General features: G+C 59.8%; 17 protein-coding genes. 6 read left to right on the top strand and 11 right to left on the bottom strand.

Annotated elements, in window-relative coordinates:
* Positions 1-63: 63 nt before the first annotated feature.
* Positions 64-1,095 (bottom strand): GNAT family N-acetyltransferase, encoded by a 1,032-nt coding sequence (locus RCH14_RS08565; protein WP_343025714.1) that lies wholly within the window; start codon positions 1,093-1,095, stop codon positions 64-66.
* On the bottom strand, positions 1,092-2,345 hold the full coding sequence (locus RCH14_RS08560) for an aminotransferase class I/II-fold pyridoxal phosphate-dependent enzyme (RefSeq protein ID WP_343025713.1): 1,254 nt from the start codon (positions 2,343-2,345) through the stop codon (positions 1,092-1,094). The genes RCH14_RS08565 and RCH14_RS08560 overlap by 4 nt, the downstream gene beginning before the upstream one ends.
* Positions 2,346-2,480: 135 nt before the next feature.
* Between RCH14_RS08560 and RCH14_RS08555 the strand changes: the two genes are divergently transcribed.
* Together RCH14_RS08555 and RCH14_RS08550 are read left to right on the top strand one after the other, a co-directional pair.
* A complete protein-coding gene (locus RCH14_RS08555) occupies positions 2,481-4,052 on the top strand; it encodes an acyl-CoA ligase (AMP-forming), exosortase A system-associated (RefSeq protein ID WP_343025712.1) in 1,572 nt (523 codons plus the stop codon).
* 36 nt (positions 4,053-4,088) lie between these two features.
* Positions 4,089-5,336 (top strand): pyridoxal-dependent decarboxylase, exosortase A system-associated, encoded by a 1,248-nt coding sequence (locus RCH14_RS08550; RefSeq protein ID WP_343025711.1) that lies wholly within the window; start codon positions 4,089-4,091, stop codon positions 5,334-5,336.
* 27 nt (positions 5,337-5,363) lie between these two features.
* Here the strand turns inward: RCH14_RS08550 and RCH14_RS08545 are convergent, their stop codons facing one another.
* The 3 genes from RCH14_RS08545 to RCH14_RS08535 are packed head-to-tail and all read right to left on the bottom strand — an operon-like array spanning position 5,364 to position 9,038.
* Positions 5,364-6,707 (bottom strand): putative O-glycosylation ligase, exosortase A system-associated, encoded by a 1,344-nt coding sequence (locus tag RCH14_RS08545; RefSeq protein ID WP_343025710.1) that lies wholly within the window; start codon positions 6,705-6,707, stop codon positions 5,364-5,366.
* Positions 6,700-7,857 (bottom strand): glycosyltransferase family 4 protein, encoded by a 1,158-nt coding sequence (locus tag RCH14_RS08540; RefSeq protein WP_343025709.1) that lies wholly within the window; start codon positions 7,855-7,857, stop codon positions 6,700-6,702. The genes RCH14_RS08545 and RCH14_RS08540 overlap by 8 nt, the downstream gene beginning before the upstream one ends.
* Positions 7,854-9,038, bottom strand: coding sequence for a glycosyltransferase family 4 protein (locus RCH14_RS08535; RefSeq protein WP_343025708.1), 1,185 nt, complete (start codon positions 9,036-9,038; stop codon positions 7,854-7,856). The genes RCH14_RS08540 and RCH14_RS08535 overlap by 4 nt, the downstream gene beginning before the upstream one ends.
* A 280-nt stretch (positions 9,039-9,318) precedes the next feature.
* On the opposite strand from RCH14_RS08535, the gene RCH14_RS08530 reads away from it, so the two are divergent.
* Both RCH14_RS08530 and RCH14_RS08525 read left to right on the top strand, forming a co-directional pair.
* Positions 9,319-10,683 (top strand): UDP-glucose/GDP-mannose dehydrogenase family protein, encoded by a 1,365-nt coding sequence (locus RCH14_RS08530; RefSeq protein WP_343025707.1) that lies wholly within the window; start codon positions 9,319-9,321, stop codon positions 10,681-10,683.
* Entirely contained in the window at positions 10,683-11,672 is a 990-nt protein-coding gene (locus tag RCH14_RS08525) for an NAD-dependent epimerase/dehydratase family protein (protein ID WP_343025706.1), read from the top strand. Before RCH14_RS08530 ends, RCH14_RS08525 begins: the two co-directional genes overlap by 1 nt.
* A 40-nt stretch (positions 11,673-11,712) precedes the next feature.
* Here RCH14_RS08525 and RCH14_RS08520 read toward each other — a convergent pair whose 3' ends face one another.
* Positions 11,713-11,877, bottom strand: coding sequence for an IS3 family transposase (locus tag RCH14_RS08520; protein ID WP_407070065.1), 165 nt, complete (start codon positions 11,875-11,877; stop codon positions 11,713-11,715).
* 1,002 nt (positions 11,878-12,879) lie between these two features.
* On the opposite strand from RCH14_RS08520, the gene RCH14_RS08505 reads away from it, so the two are divergent.
* A complete protein-coding gene (locus RCH14_RS08505) occupies positions 12,880-14,013 on the top strand; it encodes an acyltransferase (RefSeq protein ID WP_343025705.1) in 1,134 nt (377 codons plus the stop codon).
* A 148-nt stretch (positions 14,014-14,161) separates the two neighbouring features.
* On the opposite strand, the gene RCH14_RS08500 is transcribed toward RCH14_RS08505, so the two are convergent.
* Genes RCH14_RS08500 through RCH14_RS08490 form a run of 3 tightly spaced genes read right to left on the bottom strand, consistent with a single transcriptional unit; the run spans position 14,162 to position 17,358 of the window.
* Complete coding sequence (locus RCH14_RS08500; protein WP_343025704.1) at positions 14,162-15,532, bottom strand: hypothetical protein; 1,371 nt, start codon at positions 15,530-15,532, stop codon at positions 14,162-14,164.
* Between the two features lie 10 nt (positions 15,533-15,542).
* Positions 15,543-15,911: an EamA family transporter gene (locus tag RCH14_RS08495; RefSeq protein WP_343025703.1), complete on the bottom strand. Its 369-nt coding sequence runs from the start codon at positions 15,909-15,911 to the stop codon at positions 15,543-15,545.
* A 25-nt stretch (positions 15,912-15,936) separates the two neighbouring features.
* On the bottom strand, positions 15,937-17,358 hold the full coding sequence (locus tag RCH14_RS08490) for a UbiA family prenyltransferase (protein ID WP_343025702.1): 1,422 nt from the start codon (positions 17,356-17,358) through the stop codon (positions 15,937-15,939).
* A 342-nt stretch (positions 17,359-17,700) separates the two neighbouring features.
* Between RCH14_RS08490 and RCH14_RS08485 the strand changes: the two genes are divergently transcribed.
* On the top strand, positions 17,701-17,889 hold the full coding sequence (locus RCH14_RS08485) for a hypothetical protein (protein ID WP_343025701.1): 189 nt from the start codon (positions 17,701-17,703) through the stop codon (positions 17,887-17,889).
* 6 nt (positions 17,890-17,895) lie between these two features.
* Here RCH14_RS08485 and RCH14_RS08480 read toward each other — a convergent pair whose 3' ends face one another.
* Positions 17,896-18,903 carry a glycosyltransferase family 2 protein gene (locus RCH14_RS08480; RefSeq protein ID WP_343025700.1) on the bottom strand — a complete coding sequence of 336 codons (1,008 nt, stop codon included), beginning with the start codon at positions 18,901-18,903 and terminating at the stop codon, positions 17,896-17,898.
* 66 nt (positions 18,904-18,969) lie between these two features.
* A complete protein-coding gene (locus RCH14_RS08475) occupies positions 18,970-20,865 on the bottom strand; it encodes an XrtA/PEP-CTERM system amidotransferase (RefSeq protein WP_343025699.1) in 1,896 nt (631 codons plus the stop codon).
* Positions 20,866-20,876 lie beyond the last annotated feature (11 nt).

Below are 20,876 nucleotides of genomic sequence, written 5' to 3'. Positions count from 1 at the left end.
TCCTAGTAATCGATTGGTGAGAGATTGACGGATAGTCAAATTGGCAACGTCGTCGCCGCTATTCTACTCGGCGCCGGCATCGCTGCGACGCATGGCGTGCAGCCGCGCCAGACCTGGCCACCGGTAGCCGTTCAGGTGGTACATCGTGCGCACGTCGTCGGTCCAGCGCAGGTGCCATTCCATGACGCGCCCATAGAACTCGATTCGCCCGAAGCGGTTGTCGTCGAACAATTGACGGCACGCTTCTTCGCGCATCAGCAGCGCCGGCGACAACTGGCCTGCCAGCTGCTCGTCGTAGGCGGTCTTGAGCACCACGATGCAGTCGCCGCCTTCCACGCACAAATCCATGGCCGCCAGCTGGTCGCCCAGCCAGTAACGGTAGACGCTGGCGGCGCCGCGCGCAGCAAACGCTTCGAGCATGGCGCGGTAAAACTGGCCCTGCGCGTTGGCGGCATCGACGGCGGTGCCACCGGCCGCTTTCCAGCCGCTGCCCTCGAGCTGGCCGTAGTCGGCCACGGCCTGCGCCATCTGTTCGGGCGCGCGGCAAATCTCCAGGCGCGGCGTGACGCCTTCCTGGCGCAGCCGGTTGCGCTGCTTTTTGAGATTGCTGCGCAGGTTCTTGCCGCGCGCCTCCCAGAACGCGTCAAAGCCGCCGGCGCCGCGCAGCGTGATGCGGGCGGTGCGGATATAGTCGGCCGTGCGCACGCAGGCGGCATCCGCCGGGCGTGCCATGAGCATCGGGTCGCACTGGGTCAGGCCAACGAGCAGCGCCGGTCCGGGCAGGCTGGCCAGCAATGGCCGCAGCAGCGCGGCGGGCGCCCCGTCACCGCGTTGCAGCCACAGGCCCACCGGTGCCTGGGATGGCTGGAAGGTGTGCCAGACGCCGAAGCCACCCGGGCTCAGGATCGTCGTCGCGTCCGTGATCCCGTCCGTGTCATGCCACGCCAGCAGTTCGCGGCCATCGGCGAAGCTGGTCAGCAATGCGGCGACGAAATCGGCCGCCAGCAGCGGCGAGGCCGCGCCGGCGGCGTGCAGCGTGTCCCAGCGCGCCATCTGCGCGCCGAACTGGCTGGCCGGTACCACGGTCCAGCTCATGCCGCGACCTTCACGCTTGCCTGCAGTGCCCCGCGCACGGTGGCGATCATCCAGGCCAGTTCGGTGCTGCGCAAGGCTTGGTGGCAGGGGAGCGCAATCATCCGTTGCCCGAGCTCGACGCTGGTGGCGCAGACGCTCGCATCCACGCCTGGCCACAAGGTGGCGCCGAAGCGCACCATCGGCACGCCGGCCTGCGCCAGCTGCTCGGCCACCGCGTCGGTCTCGTCGACCAGCAGCGGAAACACCCATGGACAGGCGCCATCCGGCAAGGCGGCAAACAGCACCCGGCAGCCTGGCACATCCTGCAGCGCCTCGTGCAATGCCAGGTAATGCCGGCGCCGCCGCGCCACGATGCGCGCATGCGACGCCAGCCGCAGTGTCAGGCGAGAAAACCACGACGAGCGTTTGTCGATCCAGCGCGGATCGAAGCTGTAACTGCTGTCCGACGACGAGGGCGCCAGGCTGGACGTGGTGGTGGCGCCAGCCCTACCTGCCGGCGCGCGCGCGGCCTTCATGGCGTTCCAGAGCAGCGTCCTGGCGCGCAGCGGCAGGGCCAGGATCATGCGCAGCGCGGGCAGCCGGCCGTAGGAAAAGCTGGATTCGAGTGCGGCCAGCGCGGCCTTCGCCTCGAAACCGATGCCGGCCGACTGCAGGCGCGTGTCCAGAGCGTGTCGCTGCGATACCAGGCAACCGCCTTCGTGGATCGGAAAGAACTTCATGCTGCTGCCGATGGCATAGTCGCCGCTGCTGCCGACCGCGACACCGTCATGCTCGCCAAAGAAGCAGTGAGCACAATCTTCGACCAGGCCGATGCCGCGCGCGTCGCACAGCGCGCGCAGGGGCGCCAGATCCTGCGGGATGCCGAAAAAATGCGTGACCATGATGGCCTTTATGGCCTTGGTGCCCGCGTGTTCGGCCAGCTTAGCCTGGATGTCGGCCAGGTCGGCGCAGGTGTCGGGCAGTACCCGATAGAACACGACGTCGGCGCCGCACCAGTGCACAGGCGGAATCATGGATGGGCTGTGATAGGCCGGCACCAGCACCAGATCGCCCACGCCGACACCCAGGGCGCGCAGCGCCAGGCCGATGGCGATGCGTCCGCTGGTGACGAGCCGCGTCTGGGCGTTGTCGAGCAGGGAAGGCAGCGCGCGCCCGGCGTCCGGTCCATCACGAAATGCAGCGAGCGACAGCACGGGAACGGATGGGATCAGGCGGCGAACGGCAACGCTGGTGTGTATACTCGGCATCATCGAAATATACCATGCTGCCCCTTGCGCCCAAGGGGCAGCTTTCTCCAACGCATGGGCATGAACTGGTAAGATGACGGGTGCCGCCAGCGGCGCCATGTCTCATCCATTCCCAAGCGGGCAAGGTCCCGGAGCGCGATGAATCACCTGATCCACGACAGCATCTTTGACAGCGCAGCACGCACGCCCGACGCCGAGGCCCTGGTCTACGGCGCGCTGCGCTGCACCTACCGCGAACTGGCCGGCCAGGTAACAGCCGTGGCTGCCCTGTTGCTGGCGCGCGGCCTGCAGCCGGGCGAACGCGTGGCCGTGTACATGGAAAAGCGGATCGAGAACGTGGCCGCGATGTTCGGCGCGTCCGCTGCCGGCTGCGTGTTCGTGCCGGTCAATCCGCTGCTCAAGCCCGACCAGGTGGCCTACATCCTGGCCGATTGCAGCGTGCGCCTGCTGGTAACGACGCCCGAACGCCTGGCGCAGCTGGCGCCGGTGCTGGCGGCATGCCCCGCCTTGCAGACGGTGCTGGTCACCGATGGTGCCCCGACCAGCGCGCCGGCCAGTATCCCGCACCTGCAGGTGCTGGACTGGCACGCATTGCAAACGCCGTCGGACATCTGCGTCCCGCATCGCCGCATCGACACCGACATGGCCGCGATCCTGTACACCTCGGGCAGCACCGGCGCGCCCAAAGGCGTGGTGCTGTCGCACCGGAACATGGTCGCCGGTGCCGCCAGCGTCGCCGACTATCTCGGCATGACGGCGTCGGATCGCCTGCTGGCCGTGCTGCCGCTCAGTTTCGACTATGGACTGAGCCAGCTCACCACGGCCTTCCTGCGCGGCGCGTCGGTCGTGCTCATGAACTACCTGTTCCCCAAGGATATCGTCGCTGCCGTGCGCGAGCACCGCATCACCGGCCTGGCCGCCGTGCCGCCGCTGTGGATCGCGCTGGCGCGCCTGGCATGGCCGGCCGACACCTCGCTGCGCTTCATCACCAATTCGGGTGGCGCGATGCCGGTCGTGACGGTCGAGGCGCTGCAGCAGGCGCTGCCCGGCACCGCGATCTTCCTGATGTACGGCCTGACCGAAGCATTCCGCTCGACCTATCTGCCACCGGCCGAGGTAGCGCGCCGGCCCGGCTCGATCGGGCGTGCGATCCCGAATGCCGAGGTGCTCGTGGTGCGGCCCGACGGCACGCTGTGCGATGCCGATGAACCGGGCGAGCTGGTGCACCGTGGCGCCCTGATGGCGCTCGGTTACTGGAACGATGCGGCGCGCACTGCGCTGCGCTTTCGCCCGGCGCCCGGCCAGGACCCTGCGCTGCCGCTACCCGAAATGGCGGTCTGGTCGGGCGACACCGTGCGCCGCGACGCCGAAGGCTTCCTGTATTTCGTGGGTCGCAGCGACGAGATGATCAAGGTCTCCGGTTACCGCATCAGCCCGACCGAAGTCGAAAGCGTGCTGCACGCCAGTGGCCTGGTCAGCGAAGTCGCGGTGTTCGGCATCGACGACGCCACGCTGGGCCAGGCCATCGTGGCGGTGGCCGTGGCCGATCCCGATCTGGTCGACCGCGCCGCATTGCTGGCAGAATGCAAGCGCCGGCTGCCGGCGTACATGGTGCCGGCGCAGATCGTGCTGCGTACCGAGGCGCTGCCGCGCAACCCGAACGGCAAGATCGACCGCAACCTGCTCAGACACACCATCCAGGCTGGCTAGCGCCGGCGTCCATCTCTTTGTATTGACCGTAAGCCCATGACCGGTACCAAGCCCCAGCACGCTCCCCAGATCTACTTTCCGGTTGTCGACGATGTCCTGCACGTCGGCGGCATTCCGCTGCCGCGCCTGGCGCAGCGCGTTGGCCGCACGCCGTTCTATGCGATGGACCGCGCCGTGTGCAGCGCGCGCGTGGCCAGCCTGCGCGCGATCCTGCCGCCGCAGGTCGCGCTGCACTATTCGATCAAGGCCAATCCGATGCCGGCGCTGGTGCAGCATATGGCGGGCCTGGTCGACGGGCTGGACGTGGCCTCGGGCAGCGAGCTGAAAATCGCGCTCGACACCGGGATCGACCCGGCCCGCATCAGCTTTGCCGGTCCGGCCAAGCTCGAGGGCGAGCTGACCCAGGCGATTGCCGCCGGCGCCTGCCTGAACATCGAGTCGCAGCATGAGCTCGACAACGCGGCGCGCATCGGCGATCTGCTGGGCATTGCGCCGCGCGTGGCGCTGCGCATCAATCCGGAATTCGAACTCAAGTCGTCGGGCATGCGCATGGGCGGGGGTGCCAAGCCGTTTGGCATCGACGCCGAGCAGGCGCCGGACGTACTGCGCCAGGCGACAGCGCTGGGGGTCGACTTCGAAGGCTTTCACATCTACAGCGGTTCGCAAAGCCTGCGCCTGGACGCCATCATCGAGTCCCAGTCGCGTAGCATCGAACTGGCTATGCAACTAGCCGGCGACAGCCCGCTGGCGGTGCGCCAACTGAATATCGGCGGCGGCCTGGGCATTCCGTATTTTCCGGGCGAACAGCGCCTCGATCCGACGCCGATGGGCGCACACCTGGCAGCGTGGTTGCCGCGCTTGGCCGCAGCGCTGCCGCAGGCGCGCCTGGCGCTGGAGATGGGGCGCTATCTGGTCGGCGAAGCGGGCGTGTACGTGGCGCGCGTGATCGACCGCAAGGTTTCGCGCGGCCAGGTGTTCCTGGTGCTGGACGGCGGCATGCATCATCACCTGGCGGCATCAGGCAACCTGGGTCAGGTGATCCGCAAGAATTATCCGGTCGCGATCGGCAACCGCATGAATGCGCAGAATGATGCGCCGGACAGTGGCCCGGCATCGGCCACCGGCCCGTTGTGCACGCCGCTCGACATCCTGGCCGAGCGCATGGAACTGGCCCATGCCCGCGTCGGCGACCTGGTGGTGGTGTTCCAGTCGGGCGCTTACGGCGCCAGCGCCAGCCCGGCCGGTTTCCTCGGCCATCCGGCGGCGCTGGAAGTGCTGGTCTGAGGCTGATCTAAGGCTGGCCTGCGGCGCTCAGGCGCGGTTGAGCGGGCGCGCCAGCGACGCTTTCCGTGATTTTTTGGCCGCGCGACGTTCCAAGTAGCGCTCGACGAACTTCAGTTGCATCGGGGGCGTGTCGTCTTTTTGCGGCGCACGGACCAAGACTTTGTCGAGGCAGATCACAATCGCGATCACGTAGTAGATCAAGTCATAGTAGGCCATGGTCAAAAAGGCGCCGGCGGCGAGGTAGCCAATCATGCTGACCTGGCACATTCGGGCAAGCATCAGTGCCCAGCTTTGATCTTCGTTGTCGCGGCAATGGCGAATAATTCGCCCTGCCGTGCGCCAAGTGGTTACGAACATGGCCACGAAGATCGCCAGCCCGAAATATCCCAGCTCGCCAAGTACTTGGAAATAAATGCTATGTGCATCGTAGTAGCGCTCGGGTTCGGGCGCATACAGCATGAACATATGCGGTGTGAAGACATTCGGGCCGCCGCCGATGGCAAATTCGTTAGCGATGTTGACCGCGAAGTGCCAAGAATTGATGCGGCCGGTAGCGGATGCATCTTCGTCATAGGTCTGGATCGTGTGCATTCGCCCGGTCCATTGGGGCGGCATTAGAGAAAACACGATCGGCACGATTAGCACGAAGGCCAAGCCGGTCTTTAGTTTGTTCGCCGACTTGAGCCACAGGAAGAATCCCATGGCGAAGGTGGCGAGCATGGCACCACGCGAGTACGATCCAATGGCTGCCAGCATGGTCAGCCCTGCCATGCCCATCGCCGCACGCTTTGCCCATTTGGTCTTTGCGCGGCTAGCCATATAAACAAGCAGCGGTGTGATGGTCACCATGGCGAGCGCCAAAGTATTATTGTCGCTGATGAAGCTGTCGAACGGACCATGCAAGCCCTCGCCGCCGCCGCTGACTATCACAAATACACCGCTTTTGGCGCCCCAGAAGCCGAGTGACAGTGCCACCGTCAGCGCCAGTACCTTAACGTCGCTGACGGTGCGCACGGTCATAATGGTAACGAACACCATCAACATCGTCTTGGCGTACCGCTCCCAATCGGTCCATGCGCCATTGGGTACTTGGGCGAAAATGGTGCCCACCGTGTACCAAGTGAAAAACAGCAGCATAACCAGCACTGCAGGCGTCATTGGGATCTTCTTTTGTTCGCGCGATATCAGGATGGCTACCAGGGTGGCTAGGCACAGGTACATTGCGAACGGAAAATTCTGGGCAGAGCCGTAGGTCAGGCGGTGCGGGTTCATCAGGCTGACCATTGCAAACGCCATGGCGCCCACGACGGGCCGCTTGAAGATGAACGGCATGATCCCCACGAAGGCGAGGAACAGGATAAGGTCACGCACGCTGGATCAACCTTTCGAACAGGGTGACGACGCGGCGCGCATTGGCGCGCCACGTCAGCTGCTGCTCGTCGATGGCGTCGCGCGCGCCTTGCGCCACGCGGGCGCGCAGCAGCGGGTCGTCGCACAGGCGCTTGACCGCGGCGGCCAGGCCACCCGGGGTATCCGGGTCGAACAGCACGGCGTTATGGTCGGCGCGCAGGATCTCGCGGATATTCGGCTGGTCCGGACCGACGATCGCCTTGCCCAGCGCCAGGTATTCGAACAGCTTCAATGGTGAAGCATACTTCACGACGGCCGGTTGCAGCGCAATGTCGAAGGCGGCCACGTAGCGCGCCACGTCGTCGCGTCCGATGATGCCGGTAAACTGAACGCGGTGTTCGATGCCCAGGTCGCGCGCCTGCTGCTCGAGCGTGGCGCGCACGGGGCCATCGCCCACGATCAAGAGGTGGCGGCGCGCCTCGGGCGGGTCTTGTGCGATCAGATCGATCACCTTGTCCAGGCCATGCCAGTCGCGCACAAAACCGGTAAAGCCCAGCACCAGCACATCCTGCAGGCCCAGCGCGCGCTTGGCCTGTTCAACGTCCGGCGCACCGGCGAAACGCTCGGGGTCGATGCCGTTCGGGATCACGTCGATGCGTTCCGGCGACACGCCGTAGGCTTGCACGATATCGCCCAGCACGTGCGTGACCGGCAGCACCATGTCGGCGTTGCGCCACGCATACGCTTGCGACCAGCGGCCCAGCTTCGTCAGCGCCAGGCCGTCGTAGCGGGTGCGCTCTTCCAGGATCGGGGCGTTCACTTCGAGAAGCATCGGCAGCTTGTACTTGCGCGCGAGCCAGATGCCCGATGGCAGGAACAGGTTGTAGCGTTCATATAGCACGTCCGGACGGTGTTGCTTGACCGCCTTGGCCAGGCGCCGGTAAGCGACCAGCGAATACGACAGCTCCATCAATTCGTAGAACGTCTTTGGCACATGGCGCTTGAGCCAGGCGACCGGGCCGGCATCCGCGCCGAACGATTCGGTTTCGGCGCTCGGTGGCGCCACGATCACGACCTCATGGCCTTCGGCGCGCAGCGCGCGGATCATTTCTTCGATGTGGACGTACTGGCCGTCCTTGGAACGGGTACGGTGGTGATAAAGGATTTTCACGCGGCTTTTCTCGCCAAGATGGAGTGGAACAGGTCGATCTGGCCCTGGGTGGTCGGTTGCCAGCCGAAGTCTTCGGCGTAGCGGCGGGTGGCGCTGTGCGCCGGGTAGTTGGCGCGCAATTGGCTCAGCGCTGCGACCAGGCCTTCGGGGGTGCGCTGCGGCATCAGGACGCCGGCGGCGGGCGCCGCCACCACTTCGGGCGTGCCCCAGACATTGCTGGCCACCACCGGCGTGCCGCATGCCATGCTTTCGAGCAGCACATTGGCCCAGCCTTCACGGCTCGACGCCAGCACCAGGGTGTCGGCGGCGTTGTAATACGTTTTCAGTTCGGTCTGCGGCACGCTGCCCAGCAGTTTGACGCGGTCCTGCACGTTCAATTCACGTGCCAGCCGCTCCAGATTGTTTTTTTCCGGGCCGATACCGGCGATCAGGAGGTCAACGTCGGGCAGCTGGGGCAGGGCGCGGATGATCAGGTCGTGCGCCTTGCGCGGATCGAGCAGGCCGACCGACAGCAGCGTGAACCGCCCCGGCACCAGCCCGACGGCGGCGCGCGCGGCAGCGCGGTCAAGTGGTGCGAAGCGCTCGAGATCGACGCCGTTGCGCAGCGGCGTGATGTTGTCGGGCGCGACGCCCAGGCCGACCATCTCGTCCTTGAGCGCCTTGCAGACGGTGATGATGCCGTCGGCGTCGCGCGCCGCATCCAGGATCAGCTGGCGCGGCCGCGCGAACTGTGGAATCAGGTTGATGTCGGTGCCGCGCGCAGTGATCACTACCGGCTTGTTGAAGTGCTTGCCAAGCATCACCGCCGCCACGCCGTCCGGATAGAAATAGTGCGCGTCGATGGCGTCGAAGTCGTACCCGCCGTCGAGGATGCGGCCGATTTCCTGTTTTGCCGCATGCGCCAGCGTGTACGGCGTGACGTTCATGCCTACCCGCGGCGGCACCAGGTAGCGCGGGTGCGTGACGTCGATGCCGTTGCGTGTCTCGCGCCGCGGTACCTTGGCCAGGGTGCCATAATGACCGAAGCGCTCTCCCTTGAGTGGAAACCATGGCACTGGCGCCACGACACGTGACTCGACCTGCCCGCTGGCAATCAGGTAGCGCAACCTGGTTTCCACGAAGATACCGTGGTTCGGTTGCTGTGAATTGGGATACAGGGTACTAAAGGTGAGTAACTTCATCGTGTCGTGCCGGGTGCTGATCGGTGCACCGCCGGATGTGTCGGTCCGGGAGTGAAAGTGTTGAATTGCAATGTCGTGATTATGCGAAAAATTTTGCCGGAGGGCAGCGCGGTTGACGAGCAAACGCATAAATTTTTGACAACCATGATACTATAATTCAAGTTTTGTACGCATTTGTTACGTGTGGCAATTATTTTCTAATCTGTGGAAAAATAGCCTGGTTCGCCGTGCTGCTCTGCCCGGTTCTATTTTTCAGCAACTTCGTTCCCCAATATAAATCATGAAGATCACCATCATTGGCACCGGCTACGTCGGGCTCGTTTCAGGCGCTTGCTTCGCCGATGTCGGCAACACTGTACTGTGTCTCGACGTCAACGAAGAAAAAATCGCGATGCTCAAGAACGGCGTCATCCCGATTCACGAACCGGGCCTCGACAATATGGTCGAGCGCAACGCCAAGGCAGGTCGCCTGCTGTTTTCGACCAGCTACGACGAAGCCGTCGCGCACGCGGAATGCGTGTTCCTGGCCGTGGGTACCCCGCCTGACGAAGACGGCAGCGCCGACCTGACGCACATCCTGGCCGCGGCCCGTTCGATCGGCCAGCGCATCGACAAGCCGGTGGTCGTGGTCGACAAGTCAACCGTCCCGGTTGGCACCGCCGACAAGGTGCGTGCCGCCATCCAGGGCGAACTCGACAAGCGCGGCAGCACGCTGTCGTTCTCGGTGGTGAGCAATCCCGAATTCCTGAAAGAAGGCGCGGCCATCGACGACTTCATGCGGCCTGACCGCATCGTCGTCGGCAGCGATGACACCGTCGCAACCAAGCTGATGCGCCAGCTGTATGCGCCATTCAGCCGCAACCACGAAAAGCTGGTCGAGATGGACGTGCGCAGCGCCGAGCTGACCAAGTACGCCGCCAACGCCATGCTGGCCACCCGCATCAGCTTCATGAACGAGCTGGCCAACCTGGCCGAAGTGCTGGGCTCCGACATCGAAGCCGTGCGCCACGGCATGGGCCTGGACCCACGCATCGGTTCGCAGTTCCTGTACGCCGGCATGGGCTACGGCGGTTCGTGCTTCCCGAAAGACGTCAAGGCCCTGGTCAAGACCGGTGGCGATCATGGCCAGGTGCTGCACATCCTGGAAGCGACCGAACTGGTCAATGACAACCAGAAAAACGTGCTGTTCAAGAAGCTCACGCGCTTCTACGGCGGCGTCGAAGGCCTCAAGGGCAAGACGATCGCCGTGTGGGGCCTGTCGTTCAAGCCGAACACCGACGATATGCGTGAAGCGCCAAGCCTGGTGCTGCTCAAGGAACTGTTCGACGCCGGCTGCCACGTGCGCGCCTACGATCCGGTCGCCAGCAGCGAAGCGCTGCGCGTCTTGGCCCGCGAACACGGCGCTGCGCGCGTCGAAGGCATGCTGACGATCGTCAGCTCGGCCGCCGCGGCAACCGAAGGCGCCGATGCGCTGGTCCTGGTCACCGAATGGAAAGAATTCCGCGCACCGGACTTCGCTGGCCTGGCCACCATCCTGCGCGACAAGGCGATCTTCGATGGCCGCAATATCTATGATCCGGCCGTCGTCGCTGCCGCCGGTTTGGCCTACGAAGGGATTGGTCGCGTCAGCCGGACGGCCGCCTGATGCCAGCCCAGCGGATCCTCGTCACGGGCGCTGCCGGCTTCGTCGGCAGCTTCGTGGCTGCGCGCCTGGCGGCCATGGGCCATCAGGTGGTCGGCTGCGACAACTTCAACGATTATTACGATCCGCGCCTCAAGCATGACCGGGTGCGCGCGCTGCTCGCACCCGCCGGCGTCGTTTGCCACACGGTCGAACTGAGCGATGCAGCGCAAGTTGCAGCACTGTTCGAGCGCGAGCGGCCGCAACTGGTGGTGCACCTGGCGGCGCAAGCCGGCGTGCGCTACTCGATCGACAATCCGTCCGTGTATATCCAGTCGAACCTGGTGGGCTTTGGCAATATCCTCGAAGCTTGCCGTCAGGGGGCCATCGAGCACTTGCTGTACGCCAGCAGCAGCAGCGTGTACGGCAACAACGCCAAGGTCCCGTTCAGCGAGGACGACCAGGTCGATGCGCCCGTGTCGCTGTACGCCGCCACCAAGAAGTCCAATGAATTGATGGCGCACTCGTACAGCCACCTGTTCAAGTTGCCGGCCACCGGCCTGCGCTTTTTCACGGTGTATGGTCCGTGGGGCCGACCCGACATGGCGTATTTCAGCTTTGCCGAGAAAATGATGCGCGGCGCCACGATCCCTGTGTTCGCCGAGGGCTTGCTCACGCGCGACTTCACCTACATCGACGACATCGTCGAAGGTGTGGTGCGCCTGCTGTTCAAGCCGACGCCGGCAACGGCCACGGGCGCGCCGCATACGGTGTTCAACATCGGCAACCACAATCCGGTGCAGGTGCTCGAATTTATCCGCACGCTCGAGTCCGTGATGGGCGTCGAGGCGCGCAAGGAATTTTTGCCGATGCAGCCGGGCGACGTGCCGGCCACGCATGCATCGATCGCCAAGCTCAAGGCCTGGGTCGACTTCGCGCCAACCACGCCGCTGGCGACGGGCCTGGCCCATTTCTGGACTTGGTACCGCGACTGGGCGCCGGCGCGTAGTTAGTAAGCAGTGAGTTGTACTGTCAATAAGAGACACTCTTGTTTCAAGTTGCCTGTTGCTGCGTATTGATTTTTTTTTTTGCAAATACCGTGGGCACAAGATAGCAGAGGCATGAGTGACGCCGTTGGCGGTTGTGAAAACTCTCGATATACTCCGCGATGGCTGCCTGTACATCGGCGCGCGTGGCGTAAAACTGATGGTATACCATCTCGTTTCTACAGCCTCCCCAAAGCTTCTATAGGTATCTAGACTTACAGGGTCATGCATTCTCCGTAGCTGGCTGCGCTTAAACGCCAAGCATATTTTGCATATACTGTCCTAATTCCCTTGACGATATTTCGATGACTCAAATTCTGTATAGCCAAGTATGCACCACTTACTTGATTGGCGAGGAAGTCAAGAACTCGACGTGGCCCCAGGCGGAGTTGGACTGAGCCCTACAACGTTACAAGGTCGAACGATCAGTTAATGACAGGATCATAACAATCTATTCACGGTTTTCACTATGCGAAGCCGCCCAACACCACGCTCACGCCCGAGCAGGGGTTGATAATTTCGAAGTTACGCACAATTTTGTCAACTGCCATCAGGGTTCGCAAATTGCCAGTGGTGCCTTCTGTCATGCACTCAAGCGCGAAGGTATCGCAATCATTCTGGACGGACGCGGTAGGACGCTGGGTAACATTTTTGTCAGGAGACTGAAGCGGAACGTGAAGCACGAGGATGTGTATCTGAAGTGGTAAGCCAACATAACCAAAATGGTGGTGGGCTGGCCCAAGATTTCACGTGTTTCAACGCCCAGCGACCACACCGGTCACTTGTCTACCAAACCTTTGAATCAGATCTACGAAGCGGCGTAAGGCTGCGGTGAATTGATCCTCGACAGGCTCGAAGAAGAGGGCGAAAAGTCAAAGAAATCGAACAATACGTAACAGCGACGAGGAGCTGACGAAGTGGGAATGGGCATAGCGTAAATCAACGAGCAAAGTTTCTTGAATGATGGAGCTATTTTAAGGCGAGGTATGGCGGAAGCCTGAGCGAATCAGGCAGAGGAACTAAAAAGCAGTATCCCAAAATTCGATATCTGTTTTGAAAACTACCGTCTCCATCGTTTAATCTGATCTATCTAAATACAAAGTTCTTTGGACAAAATATTGCAAGTAAGTTATCGTTGACGAATTTTCAGGGGGTGTCATTGAGTGAATCTGACATGCAGCCGCATCGTACGGCATACGTTTTCGGATTGGACGCCATTCGCTTTTCCTGTGCACTGATAGTGGCATTATTTCACTTCACATGGAAATTCCCGAATGAAGCACATATTATGTCGTTCGGATGGGTGGGGGTGCAAGTTTTCTTCGTCCTTTCCGGCGTGGTCATCGCTAATTCCGCTACGGCATCGACACCATATCGCTTTGCACGCAGCCGATTTCTGAGGCTCTATCCCGCTGCTTGGATAGCCGCGATCCTTTGCTTCTCGATCTTGCTGATCGTGCCGCAGTCGCATTACTCGTCGCTGGGTATCGGCGTTATCTCACAACTGGGTGCGTTAGCGCGATCTCTCTTGCTAGTTGGTGATTATGCGATTGCCAGTTCGTACTGGACTTTGCCGATCGAAATCGCTTTTTACTCGGTCGTATTTCTGGCGATGCTCGCCGGTAAATGTCGCCTACGAGAGGTTGCCCGTATTTTAGCTTGCCTTAGTACAGCATATATCGTCGCTCTGGCATATCTGCTTGCGTCGGACCTAAGTTTGGGCTGGCTGGATCTTGGGTACGGCATGAAAAATATGCTACTGCTGCGCCATGGAGTATTTTTTTCCATTGGCATATATTTATGGATGGTCGCGTACCGGCGAAACCTGCAATCCATTGACTGGATGTTGATGGCACTCTCGCTTGGAGCAGCAGGCCTAGAGATCACATGTCGTTCGGCGCAGATTATTAATATTTATGCAGTCGGCGATAAGTACAGCCTGGGCACTGCACAAGTAGCATGGTATGTGCTAGGAGTATTCGTTACGTTCGTGATATTTATCTATCTGTCACTGGTGAATTCGGAACGCTGGACTCTTTCTCCTGCGACAGGTGCCTGTGTGCGTGCCTTAGGACTCCTTACGTACCCTTTCTATCTAACACATGAGATTATCGGTGGCACCATTCTTTATTATCTCAGTATTAATGGATTCGCTCGTTCAGCCAGTCTGTGCTTGGCAATTCTTGGTGCCCTTTGCATCGCTTACTTGATCGCTGCGTACGGTGAGCGTCGACTTCGCGACGCAATAGTTCAGGTTGTTAGGGCGGCGAAGGGCTTTGTGACGGCTCGCAAAACTACTGTGGATTGAACTATCGGTTACCAACGCGGGATTGTAGTCTTGCCGATGACCCTAATTCCGCTGACGTTCTCAGTGCTTCGACCTTGTCTTCTAATCATCCGAGCTACTTCCAGCTTCCGTCGTATCAGGATATCGAGTCCAACGAGTGCGAGTCGAATTAAAATTGCTTAACGAAAGAGCAAGTTTTTCGAATCAAGGCCTTGCCGCTTGGAGGTGCATTTAGAGCAGAAATTTCAGCGACTGCTGTCTTCCAATGTGCGAAATTATGGTATCCGCCGCTTAACAATAAACTCACCAGCAATACGGTGGCACCAGCGCGGCTATGACGGGAGATCGCCAGCGTACCATATCCAAGCAAGATGAGCAGGAATGGAAGCACGCTGCCAACGTAAACGAATGTCTCTTGCCCATAGATGATATGCAGTACTGTCAGGAAGGTTACCGATCCAGTGACTGAGAGTCGCAGCGCATCCTGACCGGTAGCCCGTGCGAAGAAGGCGCCATCATGAGGCGCTTGTAATCTGCTCTTGTATGCCATTGCAATGGTGGCTATTCCGGTCAACAAAAGCGTGGCCGTCAGTCCTAGAGCTGTAAGACCTATCACGCCAGCTTGGCGCCAGCTGGCTTGTTGCACGGACAGTACGATTTCGCCACCGTTCATTACTTGTTGGGTGAAGTCAGGCATGACTACGCTTCCGAGATACAAGATCGACAGAACCTGACGGATGCGCTCGACGGAAAGGCTGACGAAGAACGTCGCCTCCCCCTGCACAGACGCAGGTAGGAAAAACAGGCCCGAGCTAGGAAATATCATCCGCTGCATTACTGACAGGGTGCCAACCACCGCCACCGCCAGAATCGCGATACGCATGGTACGTCTTATCCCCTGCGACTGAAGGGCAGTGAACAACGCTACTATCAGGTTGGTGATGGTAACGGAGAATGCCAATACCGCACCCGTAACCCAATGAGTCAGCGTGACTTTTTCTTGATTTGCATCGCGCGCGGCTAGGTACAACACAATCGAAAACGCTGTAAATGTATAAGCGTAGCTCTCTAGTATAGCGAACCATACAAGGGAAGATGAACTCGTCAGCGCGATACCCGTGAGCAGCAGGGCATCCAATCTCATCAAGCCAATCCGCTTAAGCGCAGAAAAGAGAAAACCCATGCCGACTGCTGGAATGAGCGCTACCTGTATTCGCACTGCAATTCCTAGATCGATTTGCAAGATCGTAAGCAGATTAGGTATGGGATAGCTCAAAAACGAAAACAAGGGGTGCACCTTGTTGCGCCAGTGGTCATTAGCGTAGCGGTCAACAATCTGACATAGATAACGCGGCACGTCAGCATCAAACCAGACATTGTCTAGCCCAATGTGGAACCGTGTCGGTGGAAGATGACTTGTCAGAAAAAATATTAGCACGAAGGAAAGTGTGCAAATAGTCAAAATGGTAAAGATTTGGCTCAACTGAGCGATTGGCTTGACTGCGCCGTTAGAAAACTGGTGATGGTTTGTACTAGTCATGGCTGCTGAGTTAACGAGTGATGAGTACAGCGCCGGCCATCACGAGCAAAGTACCCACCACGCGCAGAGGCTGTAGCGGCTCGCCGAGCAATACTATCGCCAATGCCATTGTGACGATAAAGCCGAAAGCGACAAAAGGATAAGCGATGCTAACTTCGACACGTGCCAAAACGAATAGCCAAAGCACTGCGCCTACCGCATACAGTGACAGACCGCTGATCACATATGGATTGGTTGCGATTGCAGTTATCGCTGAGGTCGAGCCTTGCTCTAACGCGACTGCTACTGTCGAGGACGACATGCCTTGCTTGAGTGCAATTTGAGCGAGTGCTGAAATCAGAACGCTGCTGAAAATAAGAATAAGGGTACTAAGTGCCATTTAGGATCCTAGGGAAGATCAGATTTCAAACTGAAACAAAACGCGCTGCGATTGTGAAGGCGATCATTGCGGCAATTGTCACCCGACAGCCTCGGTCCATAATTGCATAGACCAGCGGGTCGTCATGCATCTCGGCACGCGAAGTCTTGATCCATAAACGCGACAGCCAATAAAGCATCGCAAGAACAACTCCCCATAGCAGAGTGGGGGTAAGATAGCGCGACTGTGTCTCAGCGGCTTGAATAAAAAGGCAAAATACGACAATCGACGCAAGGGACGCGCCAATTCCGAGGGGCCACAGAGCAGCGAGGTCGCTCACACGGTAATCCCGGCCGGCAGTCGCGTCGCGTTGAATCTTCTGCAAAGACACCAACTCGGCGCAACGCTTCAAAATCGCCAGGCTATAGAAGGTGAGCAGGGAAAAAGCCAATAACCAGACGCTAATCGATACCTCGAGCGCGATCGCTCCCGCAAGGATACGAACTGTGTAGAGTACGGCAAGCATGAGCACATCAATCAAAACGTAGCGCTTAAGAACTAAACTGTATGCGGTGGTAAAAACGACGTACACCACCAGAATCGCCAAAAACTGCGTAGAGATCAGATAGCCAGTAATAAGGCCTACGCTCATTAGTGCAAAAGCTGCAAGGACCGCCTGCGGAATTGAAATCACGCCGCTAGCCATTGGACGCTTTCGCTTTCGCGGGTGCCGCCTATCGCTCTCAAGGTCCACTAGGTCATTACAGATATACGTCGCCGATGCTGTCAATGAAAAAGCAATGAATGCTGCGATAACTGAAACAAGCTTCCACACATCGACAAATGAAAACGCTGTGAGTAGTGGGACGAAAATTAAGGCGTTCTTGAGCCACTGATGGGCACGAATCGCCTTGATCCATACCAGCATGGTTAAGTCTGGGCGTTTAAACACCTGTTCGATTTGGCATGTTTTTTCGACCTCTCGGGCGACTGCTGGCGAAACCCCGACGAGAATGGCACCTCTGGCCTGCGACCAAATTGGCAAATCAGCGCTGCTGTCGCCGACATAGACGAACTGTGTACCCACTAGCTTGCGGATCTCCGCCAACTTGGCGTTACCCTTCAGATTCGCTCCGTCTTGGGTGGCTATAACGTAATCGAATAACCCCAGATGTGCGCTGACGCGATTGGCGATCGAGTAATGGGCGGCCGTGGCAAGAACTAGTTGTCGGCCGGCGGCACGCTGTAATCGAAGATAGTTCAACAGGTCATCGTTGTATGGGAGCGCGTCTGCCGCAAGATTAACGAACTGTGAGACGTACACTTTAAACGCACGGCGGCCGTGCAATAACGAAAACAATGCGCCGATCAGGCACCATGGTGCCTGTCGGAACAGCAGCATTAACGACTCAAACAGCGTGTCGGTTTGCACAAGTGTACCATCGAGATCGACAACTAATGGCTCCATACTGGATCCTCTGTGAAGCGAGGAACGACACGTGTCGATATCAACTTGATCCATAAGTATGACTAGCCCTCTTTATGATTGGCGGTTACGGTTTTCTTACAGCGTCACAATTTCACTGGTGCTGCTTACAGCTGGTGGATTATCGCATGGACATGTAATTCTGGAAACATTTGATGCCGCCCAATGGTTCTTTCGCGTTACTACTAACCGTTGTATACGAGTCCCCATAGCCGCCCTGTGGCATAAAAAATCCTTTACATTCAAGGGCTTAATGCTGGACTGCGGCGATCCAGCGGCTGTAAGCGGCCAGACGATCAGCTTCCACTCAGGAACAATTGGGGCATGTCCGCAAAACGCATAAACAGCAGCAATGAGTCGATCCTGCTGTTGGGGCAGGTCGGAGGGCTACAGGACATCAGCGAGCCATTTTACTGGATCGAGCCTCTAGAGTATGGCGAAAGTGAGCAATTTCTGAATGGCAGCGAACCCGTGAACAGCCAGTTCTTCGTGCCTGGCAATGGATCTCAGTGATATACGCTATTTGTTCAGCATGTCTCTAAGCACATCGGACCATGGTTCATACGAAAATCTGTGGTAACGACCAGTAACCGCAACAGCTGCCACAGCGGAACAGCGTGCCACTGGGTTGACAGACAAATTTGAGCGATATTTAGCGAATTGCAGGGTTTCATAGGCCATTTTGACATGGGCTGGCTTGACGCTCAGTTGGTTGAACAAACGTGCATGCAAGATTGCACTCGATGCCAAGAGCTTGTCGGTAGTGGCTTTTAGCGGGCGGGGCCTGTTGATAGCCCACCAAAGCTGGCGTAGCTTTTCCACTCGGCTCAGTCTTTTGACACCTATAAGGTTCGCGCCATGCTGACGATACTGAATGGTTGGCGTATCCAGCATGACAATTGGGCCAATTGCGGCCGCTATCAATGCTAGCCAAGCGTCATGAATGAACATGTTTGGCAAGGGACGCGCGGCTAGCAGCAAAGTGCGTCGGAATGCCGCCGTGGCACCTGTGACGATGTTGCGGCGGCAATAGACCCGAAAGGCTTCGTTGGCACGAACAGCGCGCCGTTCGGTCTCGGACACTTCAAGTTCCCCGAACAATGTCATGCCGAGGTCACGGCCACCGGCATCGACCAAGATCGCATCGGTGTGCACCAACTGTACGCGGTCGTCGTCTTCAAATACGGCGGCCAGCAGCGCAACCTTGCCCGGCAGCCAGACATCATCTTGGTCGCAGGCGAACACGATGTCCGCTTCAACCAGGCTAATTGCCTGTTCGAAATTGGCGCTCAGGCCCAGCTGAGTGTCGTTGCGTACGAGCGTGACACGCACCGGCGTATCCTTGGCCCATGCCTTTAGATATTCCCAAGTTCCATCTGTGGAGTGATCATCGGAAACAACAATATGTACGACTGCGCGGGTCTGCGCCAGAATGCTGCTCAGTTGCTGCGGCAGGTATTTCACCCCATTGTACGTAATGAGCGCGACTCCGCTAGTCAGCGAAGTGGAAGTGCTAGATGAGTCCATATGTGCGACAAGTTCCAGTAATCGTCAAAGATTTCATCCAGGCATCAAGGTGTCCGGTGTGCTATTTCAAGCGTTGGCGCTCACCCGCAGAAAGGTCTCGAACATGAGGACCGACCACAGCGGTGCGCTGTAATCCTTGCTGCCGGCGATATGCTGGTCCACCATCTCGCGCAAGAATTTTTCGTTGAACATGCCGGTGTCGAGCAGCAGCGGCGACAGCGCAGCTTCTCGCAGCTTCTCGCGCAGCGGGCCACGCAGCCAGGCTGCCAGCGGAATCGAAAAACCCTTCTTGGCGCGGTACAGCACATCGTGCGACAGGTACGGTTCGAGCGCCTTCTTGAAGATGTACTTGCCTTCGCCGCCACCGAGCTTGATGTCCGGCGGCAGGCTGGACGCCCATTCCACGAACGTATGGTCCAGCAGCGGCACACGCACCTCGAGCGAGTGCGCCATCGCGGCGCGGTCGACCTTGGTCAGGATGTCGCCCGGCAGCCAGGTCTTGAAGTCGAGGTACTGGATCAGCGACAGCGGATCGTCCGTCGGTGATTTGGCGGCGTGGCCAAGGAAGACTTCGATCGCGCTGTAGCCCTGCAGCTCGCGCTTGAACGAATCCGAGAACAGCTGCGCCCGCACGCGGTCGGGCATGATCGACACGCCGTGGAAGTAACCCTCGACCGTGTCGCGCGCCAGCGCCTCGAACGTGGTCTTGGCGCGGAACATGCGCGGCGCCCAGTCGGCCTTTGGATACAGTTTGCCCAGCGTGCCGAACACCGGTTTACGCAGGCTGGCCGGCACCTTGTCGCGCACGCGCTGCTCGGCCATCGCATAGCGGTAGCGGCGGTAGCCGGCGAAGCTCTCGTCGCCGCCGTCGCCCGACAGCGACACGGTCACGTGCTTGCGCGCCAGCTGGCAGACGCGATAGGTCGGGATCGCCGAGCTGTCGGCGAACGGCTCGTCGTACAGGTGGCCCAGCGTGTCGATCAGGCCATAGTCGTCCTTGTCGACGATCTGCGCGTGGTGGGTCGTGCCGTAACGTGTGGCCACCTCATTGGCAAACTTCGACTCGTCATACTCCGGATCGTCAAAGCCGATCGACAGCGTGGTCACCGGATCGGGATTATTCTGCGCCATCATCGCCACGACCGCGCTCGAATCGACGCCGCCCGACAGGAACGCGCCCAACGGCACGTCGGCCACGGTCTGGCTCTGCACGCATTCGCGCACGCGTTCGATCAGCTCCTGCTCGATCTCTCCCATCGGCCGCTGCGGGGCGCGCTTGAACGGCACGTCCCAGTACTGCTCGGGCGTGACCTCGCGCGCGCCGGCCTTCATCACGATGCGATGGCCGGGCGCGAGCTTGTAGGCGTTGTGGAAGATGGTGTGCGGCTCGGGCACGTAGCCGAACGCGAAGTAATCCTCGACCGCGCGCGGATTGAGTTTGCGCGACAGCTCGGGGTGGGTCATGATCGATTTCAGCTCGGAGCCGAATACGAACAGGCCATTGGGCAGCAGCGAATAAAACATCGGCTTGACGCCGACATGGTCGCGCGCCAGGAACATCGTCTGCTTCTTGCGATCCCAGATCGCGAACGCGAACATGCCGCGCAGGCGGTGCACGCAGTCCGGGCCCCAGGCCTGGTAGGCATGCAGCAGTGATTCCGAATCCGACTTGGTGCGAAACACGAAGCCCAGCGCCTGCAGTTCGACGCGCAGTTCGCGGTAATTGTAGATCTCGCCGTTGAACACCATCACCACGTCGCGCTCGGCATTGACGATCGGCTGCTGGCCGCTGGCCAGGTCGATCACCGACAGGCGGCGGTGGCCCATGCCCATGCTCGTTTCCAGATACAGCTCGCCCTCGTCGGGGCCGCGGTGGTGCTGGCTTTCGTTCATGCGGCCCAGGGCCGCGCGGTCGATCTCCCGGTTGCCGAGGGTATCAAAAATGCCGACTATTCCGCACATGCTGTCTGGTT

This window comes from Massilia sp. MP_M2 (assembly GCF_039123635.1).
Classification (GTDB): domain Bacteria; phylum Pseudomonadota; class Gammaproteobacteria; order Burkholderiales; family Burkholderiaceae_D; genus Telluria.
The sequence above is the reverse complement of the archived record's forward strand: the minus strand, read 5'-3'. Positions and strand labels throughout refer to the sequence as shown.